We start from the raw sequence: 17,688 nt of genomic DNA on the forward strand, positions 1-17,688 counted from the left end.
TCAGTCACGGACGGGAGCGGTTTCGGGCAGCGGACGGAACGGACACCGGCGGCGCCCCTCAGGCCCCGGCCGCATGCGAGAAGGGGCGCCCCGAGGGGCGCCCCTGTCGAGAGGGTGACGCGCCGGGGGCGGCCGGCGCGGGCCTGTCTCAGCCGCCGACGGCGTCGGACCCGGCCGGCTCCGGCACGGTGTCGCCGGTGCGCACGCGCGAGATCGCGGGGGCGCTGGCGGCCGGGTTGCCTTCGTCGTTGGCGATGGCGGCGCGCCGCGACTGGACGTACAGGCTGCGCACGGCGGCGTAGAAGTCGATGGACGTGGACCGCAGCTCCTCTAGACGATTGGTGTTGCTGCCGAGCTGGCTGGACACCGTCGCATAGGTCTTCATCCGCGCCATGTTCTGCCCGGTGTTGCCGGTCAGCCAGAACATGGGGTCGCTGACCATGTCCACCATGCGGCCGACGCCGTCGCGCGGGTTGCCCGGGCCGAGCAGCGGATAGACCATGTACGGGCTGTCGCCGAGGCCCCAGACGCCCAGGGTCTGGCCGAAGTCCTCGGAGTGCTTGGGCAGACCCATCTCCTCGGCCGCATCCACGAAGCCCAGCAGGCCCACGGTGGAGTTCACGCCGAAGCGCTGGGTGGTCACCCAGGCGCGGTCCACCTCACCCTGCAGCAGGTCGTTCAGCAGGATCACGGGCGTGGACACGTTGTGCAGGAAGTTGTCCACGTTGTCCTGACGCTCTTCCGGCAGCACGCCGTAGGGCGCAATGACCGGCTGCAGGAACATGTAGATGAGCGTGTTGAGGTCGAAGACGTAGCGGTTCCAGTCCTCGTACGGGTCCGACACCAGCGTGTCTTCCACCGCATCCGGATTGTCGATGTCCGGGGCCGACTGGGCCAGCGCCGCAAGCTGGTCGCCCGCCTGCCCGGTGGGGGCCTGGGCCTGCAGCGTGGCGGAGGGCGCGCCCGCCGAAGCCGTGGACGCCGATGCCGTGGGCACGGTGTCCGCGTCCCGCATGGCGGCACATCCGCCGAGAAGGCTCACTCCAACCATCGCGGTCGCCAGACCCACAAGAGCCCGCCGCGCGTCTTTCCTTGTCACGTGTGTCATGCCGTACCGCCGCCCCACCTGAAATTCGAGACCGTTCTTGATCGCGTTGACCGAACACCGGACCCCGGGCGCGCGACAGGACTGGCGCACCGCACTCCGACGGTCACATCCTAACGAGAAGCGTGTCGGGGTGCGAGCCCCGTTTCCCGCCCGCCGGGGTCGCTCGCGGGGCGGGGCGGGCTCCCGAGGCGCCGCCCCCCGGAGCGGGATCCGCGTCCCGCCTGCCGCGCCCGGATGGCCGCCACCCCCTCCAGACCTGTAGATGCCCCACCCTAAGGCATTGATATCATGGGCGGTTCCAAGGACACGGTGCCGTGTGCACGCGCCGCGCGAGCCCGTCGCGGGCGGGCACCCGGCACCCCGCCCATCGCACCCCCGCAGCAAAATGAGGGGCCGATGTGGCACTCCCGCAACACTGGCGCCGCTCCGGACCACGCGGCCTGCAACGATTCGCCCCGGCGCCAATTCTGATCGGGATTCCAACCCCTTATACGTCAATCGCGTGGCCGCCAAACCGGAAAAACTGGTTGAAATGTGACGAAAATAGAACAGACTGAAGCGGTGGTCGCCCGGGTCACACGGGGACTCGACGCGCCGAAGGCGATGACCCGCCGCCCACATCAAAAACGGTCGAATGACCGGGCACTCACTTGAAGCCTGTTTTTTTGGCTGAGATTTTTGGGGGAAACCAGATGCGTGGGCGTTCATACCGCCGGATCGTTGCCGGCCTGTGCTGCCTTGGAGGTGTCGCGACGGGGGCCACCGTCGCCGAGGCCTCGGGCTTCCAACTCAAGGAACAAAGCGCCGAGGGCCTCGGTAATGCCTATGCCGGCTCGACGGCGAAGGCGTACGATCCCAGCACGGCCTTCTACAACCCGGCCGGCATGACGCGGCTGAAGGGCATTCAGGGCCAGATGTCCGGGGCCCTGGTGTCGCCCACCGCCTACTTCAGCGGGTCCGCCACCTCCTCGGCGACGGGCGCCGCCATCAGCGGCGGCGGCGGCGGGGATGCCGCCGAGGACGCCTTCCTGCCCTCGATCTACGGCGTCTATCCGCTGACCGACGACCTGACGTTCGGGCTCGCGATCAACGTGCCGTTCGGCATGAGCACCTCCTACGCCGACGACTGGGTGGGGCGCTATCAGGCGGTGGATTCCTATCTGCAGGTCACCAGCGTGATGCCCAGCATCGCCTGGCGCGTGAACGACAATCTGTCGGTCTCGCTGGGGCCGGTCATGCAGTACACCGAGGCCCGCCTGACCTCCGCCATCAACAATCTGGCCTTCTCCGGTATCGACGGCGAACAGAAGCTGACCGGCGACGCCTTCGGCTTCGGCGGCAATCTGGGCCTGTTGTGGGAGTTCAACGAGTCCTCCCGCATCGGCCTCAATTACCGATCCCAGATCCACCACATCCTGCGCGGCCGGGTCAACTATTCCGATGTGGCGCCCCAGCTTGTGGCCCTGCGCAACATGGTGGACAGCGACGCCACGGCGGAGTTGACCACGCCCGACGTCCTCAGCATCGGCGCCTATCACGCCTTCAATCCGGAATGGGCCGTGGTCGCCGACGTGGCCTGGACCCGCTGGTCGGTGTTCAACGAGTTGAAGACCAAGACCGACGTGGGGCCGGACGGTCTGACCCGCGAGAACTGGCACGACACCGTGTTCGCCTCGATCGGCGCGATCTGGACGCCCAACGAGCACTGGTCGTTCCGGGGCGGCGTCGCCTACGACATGTCGCCCATCCCCGACACGTACCGCACCGCCCGCATTCCCGGCGAGGACCGCTACTGGCTGTCCGGCGGCGCGTCCTATCACTTCGAGGACTGGCTGAGCGTGGACGCGGGCTATGCCCACGTCTTCGTCAACGACGCATCGATCAACGAAACCTCCTCGCAGGGCACCCTGGTCGGCAACTACTCGAACGGCATCAACATCTTCAGCCTGGGCGGCACGCTCCGGTTCTGACCGGGCCGGCGGCGGGCGGCCTCCAGAAAAGGGGTTGCGGCGGTCGCCGGTCCCCCTTTTTGATGGCGGACAGTCCCCCCTTGCGGAAGTCGTGATGAGCAGGAAATCGAAGGCGCCGCCCCCCCGCCGCTCCGGCGGCCCCGGACCCGCACGCCCCGCCGGCGGCACCCTGGGGCATCTGGTCCCGAAGGCCGGTCCGACCGCGCCCACGGCCGGACGCTCCGGCCCGACCCCGAAACCGACGGGGGACCCGCGCCGCCTCGCCGCCGAGGGGCATCGTCTCCTCGCCAGGGGCGACGCGCGTGGGGCCGAACGGCTGTTCCGCGAGGCCCTCGCCCTGGACGGCCACGAGCCGGCGGCGCTGTCCGGCCTCGGCTTGGTGGCCGCGCAGTCCGGCCACCTGGAGCCCGCCGCGACCCTGTTCCTGAAGGCCGCCGAGGCCCAGCCGGGCGCGCCGGATCACGGCGTCAACGCGGGCTCGGCCCTGTGGCGGCTCGGCCAGCGGGAGCGCGCCCTTGGCGTCCTGCGCGAGACCGCCCGGCGACACAACCGCGACCATCGCGCCCGGCTGGCCCTGGGCGCGGCGCTGATGGACTCGGGGCATCTGGACGACGCGGAGGCGGAGGCCCGGGCGGCCCTCGCCTTGAAGGGACCGGACTCCGAGGCCCGCGCCCTGCTGGGCCGCGTGCGGCTGCGCGCCGGTCGCCCCGCCGACGCGGTGCCGGCGCTGGAGGCGGCGGCTCAGGGCGCGCCGAAAGACCCCGGCCTGCTGAGCGATCTGGGGCTGGCCCTATCGGCGGCCGGACGCGCGGAAGACGCGATCGCCACCCTGCGCCGGGCCGCGGAGGCCGCCGGACCGGGGCGCGGCGCCATCGAGATCGGGCTCAATTTGGCGGCGGCCCTGCTTTCCACGCAGCGCGCGACCGGGGCCGAGACGGTGGTGCGGGACCTGCTGGCGCGCGCGCCGGACCACGTGGGCGCGCATCTGACCCTGGGCGACGTGCTGCAGCGCCAGGGCCGGTTCGAGGCTGCCCGCGCCGCCTTCTCCGCCGCGTTGGAGCAGGACCCCGGCAACGTCATCGCTCTGCGCGGTCTGGTGAAGTCGGGCCGCGTCGAGACCGGCGACCCGGTCCTGGACAGCCTGCGGACGGCGGCGACCAGGGATCTTGCCCCGGCGGCCCGCACCGAGGCGCTGTTCGCGCTCGCCAAGGCCCTGGACGACGCCCGCGCCGATCCGGGCGAAGTCTTTGCCGCCCTGCATCAGGCCAACGCCCTGCAAAGCCGCGGCCGTCCGGACGACATCGGTCCGCGCACCGCCCAGGTGGAACGCGCGCTGGACCTGTTCACGCCCGACCTGTTCGAGACCCTGGCCCCACTCGGGCATGACAGCGAGCGGCCGGTGTTCATCGTCGGCCTGCCCCGCTCCGGCACGTCGCTGGTGGAACAGATGATCGCCAGCCATCCGGCCGCCGTGGGCGCCGGGGAACTGGGCGTCATGCCGGACGAGGAGCGGCGGCTGGGGGATCGTCTCGCGACGGCCGAGGGGCTCGCCGGCCTCGCCCAAGAGGAGGTGCGCACAGCCGCCGGGCGGGTCCTGTCTGTGCTGGACACGGCCGCCGGGCAGGCCGGCAAGCCGGACGCCCTGCGCGTCACCGACAAGCTGCCCGACAACGCCATGCGGCTGGGGCTGATCGCGCTGCTCTTCCCCAAGGCGCGGGTCATCGTCTGCCGCCGCGACCCGCTGGACACCGGCCTGTCGCTCTACCAGCAGAACTTCGCCGACAGCGTGCCGTTCGCCAACGCGCTGGAGACCATCGGCCGCGCCACTATCCTGCATGACCGCATCATGGCGCACTGGAAGGCGGTGCTGCCGCTGTGGATGCTGACGGTTGACTACGAAACCCTGGTCACGGACCTGGAGGGCGAAGGGCGGCGCCTGATCGACTTCCTGGGCCTGCCCTGGGACGATGCGGTGTTGCGCTTCCACGAAACCGACCGGGCCGTCTACACCGCCAGCAAGTGGCAGGTCCGCCAACCCGTGTTCACGGGCTCGGTGGGCCGCTGGCGGCGCTACGCCGACCAGCTCGCGCCCCTGCGGACCATCCTGGACGAGGCCGGCCTGCTGGACCGGGGGGTGTAACCCCCTACCGCGCCATCACGATCCGGGGGGCGTCGTCGGTGACGCTCCTCACCGTCCAGTCGTAGTACGTGAAGCCGCCCGGCCCGGTCTGCCGGTCCTGCGCGTTGTGCTGCAAGACGTTGGCGTTGGTCGCGACCCGCATCTTGCCGCGCGTGTCCATCCCGGCGGCCAGCAGGCGGGCCTTGTTGTCGTCGGTGATGCCGTGGGTGCGCACGATCATCAGGCCGTCGGCGCGCGAGATGATGGCGATCACGCGCGCATTGCTGCGCAGGAAATAGTAGCTCTCGTCGCCCTCGACGTGGCCCGTGGCCTCGTAGAACACGCGGAAGCGGCCCGCCCCTTCGTGCTCGACCTGTTTGAAGCCGGAATAGCGCACCAGGTCGCTGCGGATGTTCTCCACCTTCTCGGCGATCTCGTCTTCGGAGAGTGTGCCTTGGGCGATGTCCGTCCACAGCGGCGCCCAGGTCAGCGTGCCCTTGTAGGTCAGGCCGAAATCGCCCTCGCGGTTGATGCGGACCTCCACCAGGAAATCGTCGGGCACGTAACAACTGGCCACCAGCGGCACCAGCAGCAGCACGGCCGCCAGGACTCGCACAAAGGGTCTCAGCCCGAACGACGATGAGACTGACTCTTCCGAAACACGGTCGCGACGACGGCCGGTGACGATGAGTCTTTGGATGTGTCGCCGCGGCGCCCCCTCGGGGCGCGCGGCTCCGCCGCTTCGCGGCGCCGGTGCGGTCGCACCGGCCGGACGACGAAAAGGATGAACCTTTCCGTCGTCCGCTCTCACCCAACCTCGCCCTTGGCCTCTTGCCATAGCGCTTCCATCTCCTCCAGCGCGGCATCGGCGGGGCCGCGCCCGGTCTCGGCCAGCCGGGATTCCAGATGGCGGAACCGGCGCTCGAACTTGGTGTTGGTGTGCCGCAGCGCCGATTCGGCATCCACGGACAGCTTACGGGCGAGTTGGACGCAGGTAAACATCAGGTCGCCCACCTCGTCGGTCAGGCGGTCGGCGCCGGCCCCGGCGTTGACCTCGACCCGGACCTCGTCCAGCTCTTCCTGCACCTTGTCGAGCAGGCGGTTCGGATCGGACCAGTCGAAGCCCACCCGAGCCACCCGGTTGCCGATCTTCTGCGCCCGCACCGTCGCCGGCAGCCCGACGGTCAGCCCGTCCAGCACGCCGTGATGGGCCTTGGCGGCCCGCTCCTCGCGCTTCAGGGTTTCCCATGCGTCGGTCTGGGCGGCGGCGTCCTCCACGATGGCGTCCCCGAACACGTGCGGGTGCCGGCGCTCCAGCTTGTCGGCGATGGCCGCCACGACATCGGGAAAGGCGAAGTGGCCGGCTTCCTCGGCGATGCGCGCATGGAACACGACCTGCAACAGCAGATCACCCAGTTCATCCTTCAGGTCGGCCATGTCGCCGCGCTCGATGGCGTCGGCGACCTCGTAGGCCTCCTCCAGGGTGTGCGGCGCGATGGTGGCGAACGTCTGCTCCACGTCCCAGGGGCAGCCGCCCTCGGGATCGCGCAGGCGGGCCATGATGCCCAGCAGCCGGCTCATGGCGCCGGGATGGGGCGGGGTCGGGTCTGGGCGGTCGTCCTTCATGGCCCCTGGGGTAGCCGCTTCCCCGGCCCGGCGCAAGCGCGGTCCGCGCGAAACCCGCCACCGCATGCTTGCGGCAGCGCACACGAGACTCTATATAGCTTGGTTCAACTGATTTTTCCTCGGGGAGACCACGATGGCGCGCGTCACCGTCGAAGACTGCATTGAACGCATTCCGAACCGTTTCGAACTGGTGCTGCTGGCCGCCCAACGCGCCCGCGACATCACCGCCGGCAGCCCGATGTCCGTCGAGCGGGACAACGACAAGAACCCGGTCGTCGCCCTGCGCGAGATCGCCGAGCAGCATGCCCGCCCGGACGAGTTGACGGAAGGCCTGATCCACGGCCTTCAGAAGCATGTGGAGACCGACGAGCCGGAAGAGGACGACTTCGACGCCCTGGCCGTTCAGCGCCAGCTTTCCACGGACGCCCGGGACGCGGCCAACGAGGCCGAGGAGGTCTTCGCCGACGGCCTGACCGTGCACGGCGACGGCGGCGAGGCGGAAGACGCCACACCCGAACAGGCGGTGTCCGTCGAGGACAGCGACACGGACGAGCGCGGCCCGGCGGAGGGATACTGATCCCGCCCGGGGCCGCGGACGCGCAGCGGCTCCCGGCTCCCCGCCCCCCGGTTTTCACGACGCGCAGGTGCGCACGGCACTGGACAGGATGACACGACTCGAGCGCCCCCGAGGGCCTGACAGACACGGCGGTTCCGGCCCCGGACACCCGGAGCAACGCTGCCGCTGTGTCGGTCGGGTCCCGGCGACGGGCGCCGGTTTCTGCGCGTCCGCCGCATCGGAGGGCCATGGCCCATGATGCGGCAGTTCGAGCTTGTGGAACGGGTCAAGGCCTACGACCCGAACGCGGACGAAGGCGTTCTCAACAAGGCCTACGTCTACGCCGTCAAGATGCACGGCTCGCAGTTGCGCGAATCCGGAGACCCCTATTTCTCCCACCCGGTCGAAGTGGCCGGCATCCTGACCAACTACAAGCTCGACAGCGCCTCCATCATCACGGCGCTGCTGCACGACGTGGTCGAGGACACGGTCTCCACCATCGAGGACGTCGAGCGCAATTTCGGTGTCGAGGTCGCCACCCTCGTGGACGGCGTCACCAAGCTGGCCAAGATCAAGCTGGCCAGCGACGGCACCACCCGCGAGGCGGAGAACTTCCGCCGCCTCGTGCTTGCCATGTCCAACGACATCCGCGTGCTGCTGGTGAAGCTGGCCGACCGGCTGCACAACATGCGCACGCTGCATTTCGTCAAGAAGCCCGAAAAGCGCCAGCGCATCGCACTGGAGACCATGGAGATCTTCGCGCCGCTCGCCGAACGCATCGGCATGCACGAGATCAAGGACGAGCTGCAGGACCTGGCCTTCAAGCAGCTCCATCCGGAAGCGCGGGATTCGATCCTGGCGCGCCTGACCTACCTGCGCGAGCACGGCGGCGAGCTGGCGCCCATGATCCTGGAGGAACTGCGCAACGTCATCGGCGAACAGGGCCTGCAGGCGCAGATCTCCGGCCGCGAAAAAAGCGCGTACTCGATCTGGAAGAAGATGCAGGACAAGGATGTGGCATTCGAGCAGTTGGCCGACATCATGGCGTTCCGCATCCTGGTCGAGTCCATGGAGGACTGCTACCGCGCCCTGGGCGTCATTCATGGGCATTACCGGATGGTGCCGGACCGCTTCAAGGACTACATCTCGACACCGAAGGCCAACGGCTATCAGTCCATCCATACGGCCGTGATGGGGCCGCGCAACCAGCGCATCGAGGTGCAGATCCGCACCCACGACATGCATCAGGTCGCCGAACGGGGCGTGGCTGCCCACTGGTCCTACAAGCAGGGCCAGCGCCAGCCGCTGGACGGCACCCAGTATCGCTGGCTGCGCGAGCTGATCGAGATCCTGGAACACACCAGCAATCCGGACGAGTTCCTGGAGCACACCAAGCTGGCCATGTACCAGGATCAGGTGTTCTGCTTCACGCCCAAGGGCGACGTCATCAACCTGCCGGCCGGCTCCACCCCGGTGGACTTCGCCTATGCCGTCCACACCGACGTGGGCAACCGCTGCGCCGGCGCGAAGGTGAACGGCCGCCTCGTGCCGCTGCGCCACGTGCTGAACAACGGCGATCAGGTGGAAATCGCCACCAGCAAGACCCAGACCCCCTCGCCGGACTGGGAACACTTCGTCGTCTCGGGCAAGGCGCGCGCCCAGATCCGCCGCTTCGTGCGCATGCGCCAGCGCGAGCAGTACCAGGACCTGGGCCGGCAGATGCTGGTCAAGGAGTTCGGCCGCGCCGGCTACGCCTTCACCGAGAAGGGCCTGGACGGCGTGCTGAACCGCTTCCGCGCGCCCACGGTCGAGGACCTGTGCGCCGAGGTGGGCGCCGGCACCGTGACGGCCAAGGAGGTCGTGCTCGCCGTCTACCCCGGCATCAAGACCGCCCCCCGGCTGTCGCGTGTCATCCCGCCCTTCGGCAAGAGCTGGAGCCGCTCGCGCCCCAGCGCCGACAAGTCGGCGATCCCCATCAAGGGCCTGATCCCGGGCATGGCGATCCACTACGCCCGGTGCTGCCACCCCCTGCCCGGCGACCGCATCGTGGGCATCGTCAACACCGGGCGCGGGGTGACGATCCACACCATCGACTGCGACCAGTTGGAACAGTACCACGACACGCCGGAACGCTGGCTCGACCTGAGCTGGGAGGACGACGCGGCGGTGGACGTCCACACCGGCCGCCTGAGCGTGGTCGCCAGCAACCAGATCGGCACCCTGTCCGAGCTGTCCACGGTGATCGCCAAGAACATGGGCAACATCACCAACCTGAAGATCACCGAACGGGCCTCGGACTTCTTCGACATGATTATTGACGTCGAGGTCCGCGACGTCCGCCACCTGACCAACATCATCGCCGCCCTGCGGGCCTCCAACGCCGTCAACTCGGTCGAGCGCGCGAAGCGGTGAGTTGATCTGGGACGCGCCGTGCTCCATATCGGGCGGGTCGTCCCCTCAAGACCAAGAAGGCCACCCCCCCCAATGAGGTCCCGCATGACCCGCCGCACCCCGAGCCCCCGCTCCCTCCGCCTGGGCATCAACATCGACCACGTCGCCACCATCCGGAACGCCCGGGGCGGTCTGGCGCCAGATCCCCTGCGCGCCGCCCAGATCGCGGCCGAGGCCGGCGCCGACGGCATCACCGCCCACCTGCGCGAGGACCGGCGCCACATCTCGGATCACGACATCGTGCGGCTGAGCCGCGAGATCGACCTGCCGCTGAACCTGGAGATGGCGGCCACCGACGAGATGCTGGACATCGCCCTGCGCCACCGCCCGCACGCCGCCTGCATCGTGCCGGAGCGCCGCGAGGAGCGCACCACCGAAGGTGGCCTGGACGCCGCCGGCCAGCGCGAGCATCTGGCCCGGTTCGTCTCCACCCTGGGTGAGGCGGGCGTGCGCGTTTCGCTGTTCATCGAGCCCGACCCGCGCCAGATCGAGGCCGCCGTTGCCCTGGGCGCGCCCGTGGTCGAGCTGCACACCGGCACCTATTGCGACACCATGGGCGCGGCCCGGGCGGCCGAGCTGGAGCGGCTGCAGGCGGCCGCGCGCCTGGGCGCGGACCACGGCATCGAGACCCACGCCGGCCACGGCCTGACCTATGACACCGTGCGGGACGTGGCGGCCATTCCCATGATCCGCGAACTGAACATCGGGCACTTCCTGATCGGCGAGGCCATCTTTGTCGGCCTGGAGGCCTCCATCCGCCGCATGCGGGCCCTGATGGACGAGGCCCGCCCGGAGCCCGCCGTCGGGCTGGCGGCGGCCGGGCAACCTTGACTTTGCGGGGGCGGGCTGGCTTGATCCCCGCACGTCGGACCGGCGGGGCGAGCGGCCCCGCCCCGTCCTGGATTCCGAGGGGTGCGCGAGCGGCTTGATGCAGAAGAAAAAAACGGGTGGGTTCGGCGAAACGATCCGGACCGTGATCTACGCTGTCCTGATTGCCATCGTCATCCGGACCGTGGCCTACGAGCCGTTCAACATTCCGTCGGCCTCCATGGTGCCGACGCTGGAGATCGGGGACTATCTGTTCGTCTCCAAGTTCTCGTACGGCTACAGCAAGCACTCGCTGCCGTTCAGCTTCCCGCCGTTCCCGGGGCGCATCCTCGCCACCCAGCCGGAGCGTGGGGACGTGGCCGTCTTCAAGCTGCCCGCCGATCCGGCGGTGGACTATATCAAGCGAGTGATCGGCCTGCCCGGCGACCGCATCCAGATGGTCCAGGGCGTCTTGCACATCAACGGCAAGCCGGTGCGGCGCGAGCGGATCGAGGACGCCGTGTGGCGCGACCAGGGCGGCAACGTGCACCGCTCGCCCCGCTATCTGGAAACGCTGCCCAACGGAGTCACCCATGTGATCCTGGAGGATCGCCGCGACACCGGACCGTTCGACCAGACCCGCGAGTTCGTGGTGCCCGACGGTCACTTCTTCATGATGGGCGACAACCGCGACAACTCGGCCGACAGCCGGGCCGACGTGGGCTTCGTACCGTTCGAAAACCTGGTGGGCCGGGCGGAGATCATTTTCTTCTCCAACGACGGCTCAGCGGCCCTGTGGGAGGTCTGGAAGTGGCCCTGGGCGATCCGGTTCGACCGGATCTTCAACACCGTTGACTAGGATGCACGGCGCCATGGCCATCCGTCGTCGCCCCGCCCGCGATCCGTCCCTGGATCCGGCCGCGCTGGAAGCCCGGCTGGGCCACCAGTTCCGCGACCGGACCCTGCTGGAACAGGCCCTGACCCACGGCAGCGCCGGGGGCGGACCGCGCAGTTACGAGCGGCTGGAGTTCCTGGGCGACCGGGTGGTCAGCCTGATCGTCGCCCACATGCTCTACGAGCGCTTCCCGGCCGAGCCGGAGGGCGCTCTCGCGCGCCGACATACCGCGCTGGTGCGCAGCGAGACCCTGGCCCGCGTGGCCCGGGACCTGGGCCTGCCCGAGCTGATGCGGCTGTCCCGGGGCGAGGCCGACCTGGGCGGGCGCGATAACCCGGCCTTGCTGTGCGATGTGTGCGAGGCCGTGCTGGGCGCGCTCTATCTGGAGGGCGGCTACGACGCCACCGCGCGCTTCGTGTGCGAGACCTGGGCGCCGCTGATGGACGAGAACCTGGCCCCGCCCAAGGACGCCAAGACCGCGCTGCAGGAATGGGCGCAGGGCCAGGGCCTGCCCCTGCCCACCTACGAGACCGTCTCCTCCACCGGGCCGGCGCACGCCCCCACCTTCACCGTGGCCGCCAAGGTGGAGGGCCACGAGCCCGCCAGCGCCGACGGCTCGTCAAAACGACAGGCGGAACAGCGCGCCGCCGCCCTGCTGATGGAAAGACTGCCCCCCGAATGACCGACACCGACCGCGACCCCGACCGCGACCAGGAGACCGCCCCCGACCTGCCCGCCGGGGAGGCGCGGGACGGCGACAGCCGGTGCGGCTTCGTCGCCGTCATGGGCGCGCCCAACGCCGGCAAGTCCACGCTGGTCAACACCCTGGTCGGGACCAAGGTCAGCATCGTCAGCCCCAAGGTGCAGACGACCCGCACCCGCGTGCGCGGTGTCGCCCTGCATGGCCCGGCGCAGATCGTGTTCATCGACACCCCGGGCGTTTTCAAGCCCCAGCGGCGTCTGGAGCGGTCCATGGTCGCCGCGGCGTGGGAGGGTGCTGCGGACGCGGATCAGGTGCTTGTGGTGGTGGACGCCAACCGCGGCCTGGACGACGACACGCGCTCCATCATCACCGGCCTGCGGGGTCAGGGCCGGACGGACTGCCTGCTGGCGCTGAACAAGATCGACACCGTCCGGCGCGACTCGCTGCTCGCCCTGGCCGCCGCCCTGGACGCCGAGGGCGTGTTCCGGACCGTGTTCATGATCTCGGCGCTGAAGGCCGACGGCACCGGCGATCTGCTGGCCGCGCTGGCCCGCGAGGCGCTGCCCGGCCCCTGGATGTTCCCGGAGGACGAGGTCTCCGACTTGCCCCAGCGCCTGTGGGCGGCGGAGATCACCCGGGAGCAGGTCTTTCGGCAACTCCACCAGGAGTTGCCCTACGCCGCCCTGGTGGAAAGCGAGTCCTGGCAGGAGCGGGCCGACGGATCGGTGCGCATCGATCAGGTGATCTACGTCCAGCGGGACAGCCAGCGCGCCATCGTGCTGGGCAAGGGCGGCAGCCGCATCCGCGCCATCAGCACGGCGGCCCGCCAGGAGATGTCCACCCTGCTGGAGCGGACCGTTCACCTGTTCCTGTTCGTCAAGGTCCACGATCGTTTGTGGGACGACCGGCGACACTACGCGGAATGGGGCCTGGATTACGACGCCTGACCCTTTCTCGGCCGCAGCGTCACAGGTTTTGCGCGCCCCGATTGAATACCCGACCGGCGTTTTTTGGTTTGTCGCCCGCGCGGAACTGACGCATCATCCTCTGTGGAAAGACTCCAGCACATCCGCACCCTGTCCCCTGACCGGACGCCCCGGAGGATCGGGAGGGTCCTGCGTCCTATGCCCGTACCGTCTCTCACCATCAATGGGGTCCGCGCCGCGCCTGCGGTCCGATCCAATGGTGGCCGCGACCGCAGGGCGGGCCGGCCGCGAGCGGTGGCCTGACGCCGCCGACCCCTTCAAAAGGGAGGACCGCGCATGGCCTGGTTCAGTCGTTTTACCCGGTTCGGCGACGTGCATCTCGTGTTCGGCCAGGAAGCCAACATGTCCTGCGGCATCGCCAGTGTCCTGATGTGCGTGTTCAAGATCAACAAGATCAAGCCGGGCGTGGATGCCGTCCACGTCAACAAGGACATCTACGACGCCTACTCCAAGGCCTCGGGCGGCAAGTACCAGCCTGAGAAGGTGGGCACACACCCCACGCACCTCGTGACCGTGCTCAACAGCCTGAAGTGCGGCAAATGGACGTGGACCAACGCGAGCGCGGCCGCGGCCTCGAAGAAGATCATCGATCTGGTGGGCGTGACGGCGGCCCCCGGCCCCACCCTGACCGTCAATCCGATCATCATCGGCGTGGACTGGGATTCCGGCGGCGCCCACTGGGCCGTCGTGGACACGGTGCGCGGCTTCTTCGGCACCAACTACGCCACCATCTGCGACCCCTGGGACGCCAACGTGCACATCCAGGAAATCAGCAGCAGCAAGCCCTTCATCTACAAGGCCGACGAGGGCGGCTTCGCGGTCGATTTCTGGGGCGAGCACAAGGGCCAGACCAGCCCCTACAAGCCCGGCGCCAAGGGCAGCATCAAGACCTGGGGCATCATCCACCGGCTATAGGGCGGGCCGAATTTGGGTCGACCGACCGCAGGGCAACGGGCTCTGGGTCACGTGATCGCCTTCTGCAGGTCTTTCCGGCGGGTCGGAGACCCAGGCTCGAGATCCTTCAGCCGCTTCGCGGCTTCAGGATGACATCCTATCGTTTTTGTCTGTCATCCCGAGTGAGCGAAGCGAAACGAGGGATCTCGAGAGGCCTGCTCCGACGGCGCGGAACGGGCCGTCATGTTGACCCGCGCCCATTGCCCTGGACCGGCCACCGACGGGATCGATCCTGGCCGACGCAAAGGATGAACCCTTCCGTCGGCCGGTCTCACATATTGTTCGGCAGCACCAGGGCGACATCGGGCACCAGCACCAGCCCCACGATGGCCAGGCACATAATCAGGAACATCGGGATGCTGGCCCGCGAGATGAACCCCATATCGTGGCCGGTCATGCCCTGCAGGACGAACAGGTTGAAGCCGATGGGCGGGGTGATCTGGGCCATCTCCACCACGATCATCAGGTAGATGCCGAACCAGATCATGTCGAACCCGGCCTGACGCACCAGGGGCTCGATCACCGCCATCGTCAGCACGATGGACGAGATGCCATCCAGGAACATGCCCAGGATGATATAGAACACCGTCAGCATGGCGATGAGTTCCAGCGGGCTCAGGTTCAGCCCGCCGATGCCCTCAGCCAGCGCGCGCGGAATGCCGGTGAAGCCCATCGCCAGCGACAGGAACGTGGAGCCGGCCAGGATGAACGCGATCATGGCCGAGGTCCGCACCGCCCCGAACAGGGACTCCCGGAACGTGGTCCAGGTCAGGCTGCCCTGCAGCCCCGACAGCGCGAGCGAGCCGATCACGCCCAGCACAGCGGCTTCGGTCGCGGTCGCCACCCCGGTGTAGATCGAGCCGATCACGCCCAGGATCAGCAGCAGCACCGGCGCCAGATCCTTGAGCGCCACGATCTTCTCGCGCATGGAATGGACCACCATGTCGGCGCTGACACTCTTCGAGATCAGGCCCCAGGCCGCGACGTAGGTCATGAACATCAGCGCGAGGCAGGCCCCGGGCAGAATGCCGGCGATGAACAGCTTGGCGATGCTCTCGTTCACCGACACCCCGTAGATGATGAGCGAGATCGACGGCGGAATCAGAAGGCCCAGCGTGCCCGCACCCGCCAGGGTGCCGACGACCATGCGCTCGGGGTACTGACGGCGGCGCAACTCGGGAATGGACATCTTGCCGACCGTGGCCACGGTGGCGGCCGACGAGCCGGAAATGGCCGCGAAGATGGCGCAGCCGGCGACATTCACATGCAGAAGACCGCCGGGCAGCCGCCCCAGCCAGGGCGTCAGGCCCTTGAACAGCACCTCGGACAGGCGCGAGCGGAACAGGATCTCGCCCATCCAGATGAACATGGGCAACGCGGTCAGCGTCCAGGACGACTGCGATCCCCACAGGATCATCGCCATGGAATCGCCCGTGGGGCGGGTGGTGAACAGCTCCATGCCGATCCAGGCGCAGACCAGCAGGCTCGCCCCCACCCATACGCCGGAGCCCAGCAGCAGAAACAGCGAGAGCACGAACATCGCGATCAGCACACCTTCGGCCATCACTCGCGCCCTCCGTCGGCTTCGGGCGCGGTCAGGCAGTCCTGCCCCTCCACGATGGCCCGGATGAAGGAATCCACGGTCGAGATCGCGAAACAGACCGCGCCGGCGGCCATCACGGCCTGCGGGATCCACAGCGGCATGGCGTCGGCGCCTTGGCTGATGTCGCCGAAGTCATGGGAGATGTAGCTCAGACGCACGAAGTAGAACGCCAGATAGCCGGCCGCGAGCGCGATGATGCCGCGCGCCCACAGCTCGAAGCCCCAGCGCACCGCGCCCGACAGATTGGAGATCAGCAGGCTGACGCGGATATGCGCCCCGGCACGGAAGGCGTAGGGCATGCCGAAGAACGAGCCCGCCGCCATCGCATAGCCGGCGAACTCGTTCACGCCGCCCAGGTAGACCCCCAGCAGGCGCGAGACGATGCTGGCCAGGATGAGTCCGGTCAGGGTCACCAGCATCAGGGCGGCGACCACCCCGCAGGCGAGATAGAAGCGGTCCAGGCCCCTGGCCAGGCCCATGAACAGGTCAGTCATGCGGGGACCCTCGAACCGGCGATGCGCCTGCACTGAAAACCGAGACCGGACGGGCGGCACACGCCCGCCCGCCCGGTCCGATCCGTCTTATACCGGCCCGACTGGGCCGGCGCCGCGAAGCGGCGGAGGCGATAAAACGGACGAGTCCGATTCATCGCCGATCAGTATTACATGGACTCATAGGACTCCAGGACCTCCGCGCCCATTTCGCCGGCACGCTCCGTCCAGTCCTCGGTCATCTTCGCCCCCAAGTCCTGGAACTCGCTCTTCAACGTGTCCGAGGGCGGAGCGACCGTCATACCATTGGCGGCGAGCTGTTCCTTGTACCAGTCGGCGAGGCGCTGCGCCTCTTCCCAGCCGGCGGCCTCGGCCTTGGCGGCCTCGTCCAGAACGATGGCCTGGGTCTCCTCGTCCAGGGCGTCCCAGGCGTCCTGGTTGACGATCACCATGTTCTTGGGCAGCCAGGCCTGGACGTCGTACCAGTAGTCCACGAACTCCCAGATCTTGCGGTCATAGCCGGTGGATCCGGACGAGATCATGCTTTCGGCAACCCCGGTGGCGAACGCCTGCGACAGCTCGGCGGTTTCGATGCTGGTGGGGATGGCCCCCATCATCTCGGCCAACTGCGACGTTGCCGGGTTGTAGGCGCGGAACTTCAGGCCCTCCATGTCGGAGATGCTCTCGATCGGCTTGACCGCGTACAGCCCCTGCGGCGGCCAGGGCACCGCATAGAGCAGCTTCAGGCCCTTGTCGGCCAGCACCTCTTCCGTGGCCGGCTTGCTGGCCTCGTACAGCTTGCGGGCGTCCTCGAAGCTGGTGGCGAGGAACGGCACGGCGTCGATCTCGAAGATCGGGTGCTCGTTGCCGAGGGCCGACATCAGCCGCTCGCCGATGGGGGCGATGCCACGACGCACGGCGCCGAAGATCTCGCCGCCGGGCACCAGCGAGCCGCCGGCATGGGTCTTGATCTCCAGGGCGCCGCCGGTGCGCTCGGTGACGGCCTCGGCAAAGGCGGTGTTGTTCTCCGAGTGGTAGTTGGAGGCCGCATAGGCCATCGGCATGTCCCAGGTCTCGGCCTGGGCGGCCGGGGCGCCCAGCCCGAGGGTCAGGGCGGCGGCGGCGCCGAAGGTGGCGGCCCGGAACAGGCTCCGCCGGCTGGTGGTCGCATGAGGCATGGTCGTGAAACTCCCCTTGGTGTCGAGCCCGCCTTTCCGGAGCGGTGCGGCGCCGACCGAACGGGCCGGTCGGCTTTGGGCCTTCAAGTGTTAGCGAGCATTCCCGGTCCGGTCAAAGCCTCCGCGCGGGGGACGGGCGTTTGACGGGCACGAAATCCTTGCTCCGGGGTGGGGTTCGGCGCAGGGTGGCGCCCCTGCACGGGGCCTCGGCCCCACCAAGGTTTTTTGCTCCGGTGGTGTG

15 protein-coding genes are annotated in these 17,688 nt (G+C 68.8%); 9 read left to right on the plus strand and 6 right to left on the minus strand.

Translation table 11 applies throughout. The features are described 5' to 3' along the window. Positions 1-148 precede the first annotated feature (148 nt). The gene (locus tag GHC57_RS19270) at positions 149-1,015 is read right to left on the minus strand and encodes an MlaA family lipoprotein (protein WP_170294632.1); all 867 of its coding nucleotides are present in this window, start codon (positions 1,013-1,015) and stop codon (positions 149-151) included. A gap of 785 nt (positions 1,016-1,800) precedes the next feature. On the opposite strand from GHC57_RS19270, the gene GHC57_RS02180 reads away from it, so the two are divergent. Continuing rightward, the gene (locus GHC57_RS02180) at positions 1,801-3,078 is read left to right on the plus strand and encodes an OmpP1/FadL family transporter (protein WP_153340692.1); all 1,278 of its coding nucleotides are present in this window, start codon (positions 1,801-1,803) and stop codon (positions 3,076-3,078) included. Between the two features lie 94 nt (positions 3,079-3,172). Further along, on the plus strand, positions 3,173-5,218 hold the full coding sequence (locus GHC57_RS02185) for a tetratricopeptide repeat-containing sulfotransferase family protein (RefSeq protein ID WP_170294633.1): 2,046 nt from the start codon (positions 3,173-3,175) through the stop codon (positions 5,216-5,218). Between the two features lie 4 nt (positions 5,219-5,222). Here the strand turns inward: GHC57_RS02185 and GHC57_RS02190 are convergent, their stop codons facing one another. Both GHC57_RS02190 and mazG read right to left on the minus strand, forming a co-directional pair. Continuing rightward, positions 5,223-5,813 carry a hypothetical protein gene (locus GHC57_RS02190; RefSeq protein ID WP_153340696.1) on the minus strand — a complete coding sequence of 197 codons (591 nt, stop codon included), beginning with the start codon at positions 5,811-5,813 and terminating at the stop codon, positions 5,223-5,225. 191 nt (positions 5,814-6,004) lie between these two features. Further along, entirely contained in the window at positions 6,005-6,823 is an 819-nt protein-coding gene (gene mazG, locus GHC57_RS02195) for a nucleoside triphosphate pyrophosphohydrolase (RefSeq protein ID WP_153340698.1), read from the minus strand. 133 nt (positions 6,824-6,956) lie between these two features. Here mazG and rpoZ point away from each other — a divergent pair, with 133 nt between their 5' ends. From rpoZ to GHC57_RS02230, 7 genes are all read left to right on the plus strand, one after another. After that, entirely contained in the window at positions 6,957-7,400 is a 444-nt protein-coding gene (rpoZ, locus tag GHC57_RS02200; protein ID WP_153340700.1) for a DNA-directed RNA polymerase subunit omega, read from the plus strand. Positions 7,401-7,634: 234 nt separating this feature from the next. Beyond that, a complete protein-coding gene (locus GHC57_RS02205; protein ID WP_153340703.1) occupies positions 7,635-9,791 on the plus strand; it encodes a RelA/SpoT family protein in 2,157 nt (718 codons plus the stop codon). Between the two features lie 84 nt (positions 9,792-9,875). Further along, complete coding sequence (locus tag GHC57_RS02210) at positions 9,876-10,661, plus strand: pyridoxine 5'-phosphate synthase (RefSeq protein WP_153340705.1); 786 nt, start codon at positions 9,876-9,878, stop codon at positions 10,659-10,661. A 97-nt stretch (positions 10,662-10,758) separates the two neighbouring features. Further along, the gene (gene lepB / locus GHC57_RS02215) at positions 10,759-11,496 is read left to right on the plus strand and encodes a signal peptidase I (protein ID WP_153340707.1); all 738 of its coding nucleotides are present in this window, start codon (positions 10,759-10,761) and stop codon (positions 11,494-11,496) included. A 13-nt stretch (positions 11,497-11,509) separates the two neighbouring features. After that, complete coding sequence (gene rnc / locus GHC57_RS02220) at positions 11,510-12,214, plus strand: ribonuclease III (protein ID WP_153340709.1); 705 nt, start codon at positions 11,510-11,512, stop codon at positions 12,212-12,214. Continuing rightward, positions 12,211-13,182, plus strand: a complete 972-nt coding sequence (gene era, locus GHC57_RS02225; protein ID WP_153340711.1) for a GTPase Era — start codon at positions 12,211-12,213, stop codon at positions 13,180-13,182. Before rnc ends, era begins: the two co-directional genes overlap by 4 nt. Before the next feature lie 315 nt (positions 13,183-13,497). Next, the gene (locus GHC57_RS02230; protein ID WP_153340713.1) at positions 13,498-14,136 is read left to right on the plus strand and encodes a hypothetical protein; all 639 of its coding nucleotides are present in this window, start codon (positions 13,498-13,500) and stop codon (positions 14,134-14,136) included. A 310-nt stretch (positions 14,137-14,446) separates the two neighbouring features. Here GHC57_RS02230 and GHC57_RS02235 read toward each other — a convergent pair whose 3' ends face one another. The 3 genes from GHC57_RS02235 to GHC57_RS02245 form a co-directional block, all read right to left on the minus strand. After that, positions 14,447-15,739 carry a TRAP transporter large permease gene (locus tag GHC57_RS02235; RefSeq protein WP_153340715.1) on the minus strand — a complete coding sequence of 431 codons (1,293 nt, stop codon included), beginning with the start codon at positions 15,737-15,739 and terminating at the stop codon, positions 14,447-14,449. Further along, positions 15,739-16,272: a TRAP transporter small permease gene (locus GHC57_RS02240; RefSeq protein ID WP_153340717.1), complete on the minus strand. Its 534-nt coding sequence runs from the start codon at positions 16,270-16,272 to the stop codon at positions 15,739-15,741. Before GHC57_RS02240 ends, GHC57_RS02235 begins: the two co-directional genes overlap by 1 nt. Before the next feature lie 167 nt (positions 16,273-16,439). Beyond that, positions 16,440-17,447: a TRAP transporter substrate-binding protein gene (locus GHC57_RS02245; RefSeq protein WP_153340719.1), complete on the minus strand. Its 1,008-nt coding sequence runs from the start codon at positions 17,445-17,447 to the stop codon at positions 16,440-16,442. Positions 17,448-17,688: the final 241 nt, after the last annotated feature.

The sequence above is a fragment of the Roseospira navarrensis genome, from assembly GCF_009601025.1.
Classification (GTDB): Bacteria; Pseudomonadota; Alphaproteobacteria; order Rhodospirillales; family Rhodospirillaceae; genus Rhodospira; species Rhodospira navarrensis.